This window comes from Microbacterium sp. ZW T5_45, assembly GCF_044987415.1.
In the GTDB taxonomy this organism is placed as follows: Bacteria; Actinomycetota; Actinomycetes; order Actinomycetales; family Microbacteriaceae; genus Microbacterium.
Genome location: NZ_JBJDRJ010000074.1, coordinates 1 through 5,053, shown reverse-complemented (window position 1 = coordinate 5,053; position 5,053 = coordinate 1). Strand labels below are relative to the sequence as shown.

Below are 5,053 nucleotides of genomic sequence, written 5' to 3'. Positions count from 1 at the left end.
TATCAAGTCATCGGCTTATTAGTACCAGTCAGCTGCACACGTTACCGTGCTTCCACATCTGGCCTATCAACCCAGTAGTCTGGCTGGGAGCCTCTCACCCGAAGGTATGGAAGTCTCATCTTGAGGCCGGCTTCCCGCTTAGATGCTTTCAGCGGTTATCCATCCCGAACGTAGCTAATCAGCGGTGCTCCTGGCGGAACAACTGACACACCAGAGGTTCGTCCAACCCGGTCCTCTCGTACTAGGGTCAGATCCTCTCAAACTTCCTACGCGCGCAGCGGATAGGGACCGAACTGTCTCACGACGTTCTAAACCCAGCTCGCGTACCGCTTTAATGGGCGAACAGCCCAACCCTTGGGACCTACTCCAGCCCCAGGATGCGACGAGCCGACATCGAGGTGCCAAACCATGCCGTCGATATGGACTCTTGGGCAAGATCAGCCTGTTATCCCCGAGGTACCTTTTATCCGTTGAGCGACAGCGCTTCCACAAGCCACTGCCGGATCACTAGTCCCGACTTTCGTCCCTGCTCGACCTGTCAGTCTCACAGTCAAGCTCCCTTGTGCACTTACACTCGACACCTGATTGCCAACCAGGTTGAGGGAACCTTTGGGCGCCTCCGTTACTTTTTGGGAGGCAACCGCCCCAGTTAAACTACCCACCAGGCACTGTCCCTGAACCGGATTACGGTTCGAAGTTAGATATCCAGAGTGACCAGAGTGGTATTTCAACAATGACTCCACACGAACTAGCGTCCATGCTTCAACGTCTCCCACCTATCCTACACAAGCCACACCGAACACCAATACCAAGCTGTAGTAAAGGTCACGGGGTCTTTCCGTCCTGCTGCGCGTAACGAGCATCTTTACTCGTAGTGCAATTTCGCCGAGTTCGCGGTTGAGACAGTTGGGAAGTCGTTACGCCATTCGTGCAGGTCGGAACTTACCCGACAAGGAATTTCGCTACCTTAGGATGGTTATAGTTACCACCGCCGTTTACTGGGGCTTAAATTCTCAGCTTCGCCTTGCGGCTAACCGGTCCTCTTAACCTTCCAGCACCGGGCAGGCGTCAGTCCGTATACATCGTCTTGCGACTTGGCACGGACCTGTGTTTTTAGTAAACAGTCGCTACCCACTAGTCTCTGCGGCCTCCAAACGCTTTCGGAGCAAGTCCTAATACGTCGAAGGCCCCCCTTCTCCCGAAGTTACGGGGGCATTTTGCCGAGTTCCTTAACCACGATTCTCTCGATCTCCTTGGTATTCTCTACCTGACCACCTGAGTCGGTTTGGGGTACGGGCGGCTAGAACCTCGCGTCGATGCTTTTCTCGGCAGCATAGGATCATCCACTTTTTATCCGCATCGTGTCTCAGCCTACGTGAACGGCGGATTTGCCTACCGTTCGGCCTACGCACTTGCACCAGGACAACCATCGCCTGGCTTGGACTACCTTCCTGCGTCACACCTGTTAATACGCTAACCGCACCAGCATGGGGTCGTACGCTAGGCCTCACGGCGAACCCCGAAGGGTTCAATGTGAGGATTCAGATACTTAGCACTACTGGATTAGTTGGGGCGGTTCTTCGCCGGTACGGGAATATCAACCCGTTGTCCATCGACTACGCCTGTCGGCCTCGCCTTAGGTCCCGACTTACCCAGGGAAGATTAGCTTGACCCTGGAACCCTTGGTCTTTCGGAGGACGTGTTTCTCACACGTCTTTCGCTACTCATGCCTGCATTCTCACTCGTGTAGCCTCCACGGCTGGTTTACACCGCCGCTTCGCTGGCCACACGACGCTCTCCTACCCATCAATACGGCTGGACCACGAAGGCCTACCAAAAATATCAATGCCACAACTTCGGTGGCGTGCTTGAGCCCCGTTACATTGTCGGCGCGGAATCACTTGACCAGTGAGCTATTACGCACTCTTTCAAGGGTGGCTGCTTCTAAGCCAACCTCCTGGTTGTCACAGCAACTCCACATCCTTTCCCACTTAGCACGCGCTTTGGGACCTTAGTTGGTGGTCTGGGTTGTTTCCCTCTCGACTATGAAGCTTATCCCCCACAGTCTCACTGCTGCGCTCTCACTTACCGGCATTCGGAGTTTGGCTGACGTCAGTAACCTTGTAGGGCCCATCGGCCATCCAGTAGCTCTACCTCCGGCAAGAAACACGCAACGCTGCACCTAAATGCATTTCGGAGAGAACCAGCTATCACGAAGTTTGATTGGCCTTTCACCCCTATCCACAGCTCATCCCCTCAGTTTTCAACCTAAGTGGGTTCGGTCCTCCACGACGTCTTACCGTCGCTTCAACCTGGCCATGGATAGATCACTTCGCTTCGGGTCTAGGACATGCGACTGAATCGCCCTATTCAGACTCGCTTTCGCTACGGCTACCCCACACGGGTTAACCTCGCCACATATCACTAACTCGCAGGCTCATTCTTCAAAAGGCACGCTGTCACACCTACCAGGGGTGCTCCAACGGTTTGTAAGCAAACGGTTTCAGGTACTATTTCACTCCCCTCCCGGGGTACTTTTCACCTTTCCCTCACGGTACTTGTCCGCTATCGGTCATCTGGGAGTATTTAGGCTTATCAGGTGGTCCTGACAGATTCACACGGGATTTCACGGGCCCCGTGCTACTTGGGATACTCTTCGCGCCAAGGTTGGCATTTCGACTACGGGGTTGGCACCCTCTATGACCGGCCTTTCAAGACCGTTCGTCTATACCATCTTGTAACGCCGCCATCTCGGCAGAGATGACTGAAAAGTCCCACAACCCCGAACATGCAACTCCTGCCGGATATCACACATACTCGGTTTAGCCTGTTCCGGTTTCGCTCGCCACTACTAACGGAATCGCGGTTGCTTTCTCTTCCTGTGGGTACTGAGATGTTTCACTTCCCCACGTTCCCTCTACCCGCCCTATATATTCAGGCGGGAGTCACTAGGTCGGCACGCCGCCCAGCGGGGTTTCCCCATTCGGACACCCTCGGATCAAAACTTGCTTATCAGTTCCCCGAGGCTTATCGCAGATTGCTACGTCCTTCTTCGGCTCCAGATGCCAAGGCATCCACCGTTTGCTCTTAAAGACTTGAAAATCATGAGATGAATCAAAACTCGACCCGGCTCCGAAGAGCCAGATCAGAAATTGACTAATGATCTTTAAGATCATCTACTGAACACAACCCCAAAAGGTCATGTTCAAGATGCTCGCGTCCACTGTGTAGTTCTCAAAGTACGGTCGGTACCCCCACCAGCAACCCCCACAAGGGAAACCAGAAGAGGCCCAGAGGTTCAGAACAGCCCCGAAAGGCCGGCCCGGTCCCTCAGGACCCAACAGCGTGCAGCCGCCTGCTAGCATCCCCCACCGTTCCAGATCCCGAAAGACCGTACTAAACAGAGTCAGCTGCGCTGACGGCATGTCAAATGTTCCACCCATGAGCTCCCAGCGAAGAACGTATGCCTTCGAACTGGGTTCTGGACCCCGAAGGGTCAGATGCTCCTTAGAAAGGAGGTGATCCAGCCGCACCTTCCGGTACGGCTACCTTGTTACGACTTAGTCCTAATTACCGATCCCACCTTCGACGGCTCCCTCCACAAGGGTTAGGCCACCGGCTTCAGGTGTTACCGACTTTCATGACTTGACGGGCGGTGTGTACAAGACCCGGGAACGTATTCACCGCAGCGTTGCTGATCTGCGATTACTAGCGACTCCGACTTCATGAGGTCGAGTTGCAGACCTCAATCCGAACTGGGACCGGCTTTTTGGGATTCGCTCCACCTCACGGTATTGCAGCCCTTTGTACCGGCCATTGTAGCATGCGTGAAGCCCAAGACATAAGGGGCATGATGATTTGACGTCATCCCCACCTTCCTCCGAGTTGACCCCGGCAGTATCCCATGAGTTCCCACCATTACGTGCTGGCAACATAGAACGAGGGTTGCGCTCGTTGCGGGACTTAACCCAACATCTCACGACACGAGCTGACGACAACCATGCACCACCTGTTTACGAGTGTCCAAAGAGTTGACCATTTCTGGCCCGTTCTCGTATATGTCAAGCCTTGGTAAGGTTCTTCGCGTTGCATCGAATTAATCCGCATGCTCCGCCGCTTGTGCGGGTCCCCGTCAATTCCTTTGAGTTTTAGCCTTGCGGCCGTACTCCCCAGGCGGGGAACTTAATGCGTTAGCTGCGTCACGGAATCCGTGGAATGGACCCCACAACTAGTTCCCAACGTTTACGGGGTGGACTACCAGGGTATCTAAGCCTGTTTGCTCCCCACCCTTTCGCTCCTCAGCGTCAGTTACGGCCCAGAGATCTGCCTTCGCCATCGGTGTTCCTCCTGATATCTGCGCATTCCACCGCTACACCAGGAATTCCAATCTCCCCTACCGCACTCTAGTCTGCCCGTACCCACTGCAGGCCCGAGGTTGAGCCTCGGGATTTCACAGCAGACGCGACAAACCGCCTACGAGCTCTTTACGCCCAATAATTCCGGATAACGCTTGCGCCCTACGTATTACCGCGGCTGCTGGCACGTAGTTAGCCGGCGCTTTTTCTGCAGGTACCGTCACTTTCGCTTCTTCCCTGCTAAAAGAGGTTTACAACCCGAAGGCCGTCATCCCTCACGCGGCGTTGCTGCATCAGGCTTCCGCCCATTGTGCAATATTCCCCACTGCTGCCTCCCGTAGGAGTCTGGGCCGTGTCTCAGTCCCAGTGTGGCCGGTCACCCTCTCAGGCCGGCTACCCGTCGACGCCTTGGTGAGCCATTACCTCACCAACAAGCTGATAGGCCGCGAGCCCATCCCCAACCAAAAAATCTTTCCAGAAGCTGACCATGCGGTCGCTCCTCGTATCCAGTATTAGACGCCGTTTCCAGCGCTTATCCCAGAGTCAGGGGCAGGTTGCTCACGTGTTACTCACCCGTTCGCCACTGATCCACCCAGCAAGCTGGGCTTCACCGTTCGACTTGCATGTGTTAAGCACGCCGCCAGCGTTCATCCTGAGCCAGGATCAAACTCTCCGTAAAAAAGAAATGCATACAACCA

2 rRNA genes are annotated in these 5,053 nt (G+C 54.7%); both read right to left on the bottom strand.

Annotation, left to right across the window (positions count from 1 at the left end):
- A 23S ribosomal RNA gene (locus tag ACI3KS_RS19460) occupies positions 1-3,101 on the bottom strand.
- Between the two features lie 410 nt (positions 3,102-3,511).
- A 16S ribosomal RNA gene (locus tag ACI3KS_RS19455) occupies positions 3,512-5,034 on the bottom strand.
- Together the 16S and 23S rRNA genes form the textbook arrangement of a ribosomal RNA operon.
- Positions 5,035-5,053 lie beyond the last annotated feature (19 nt).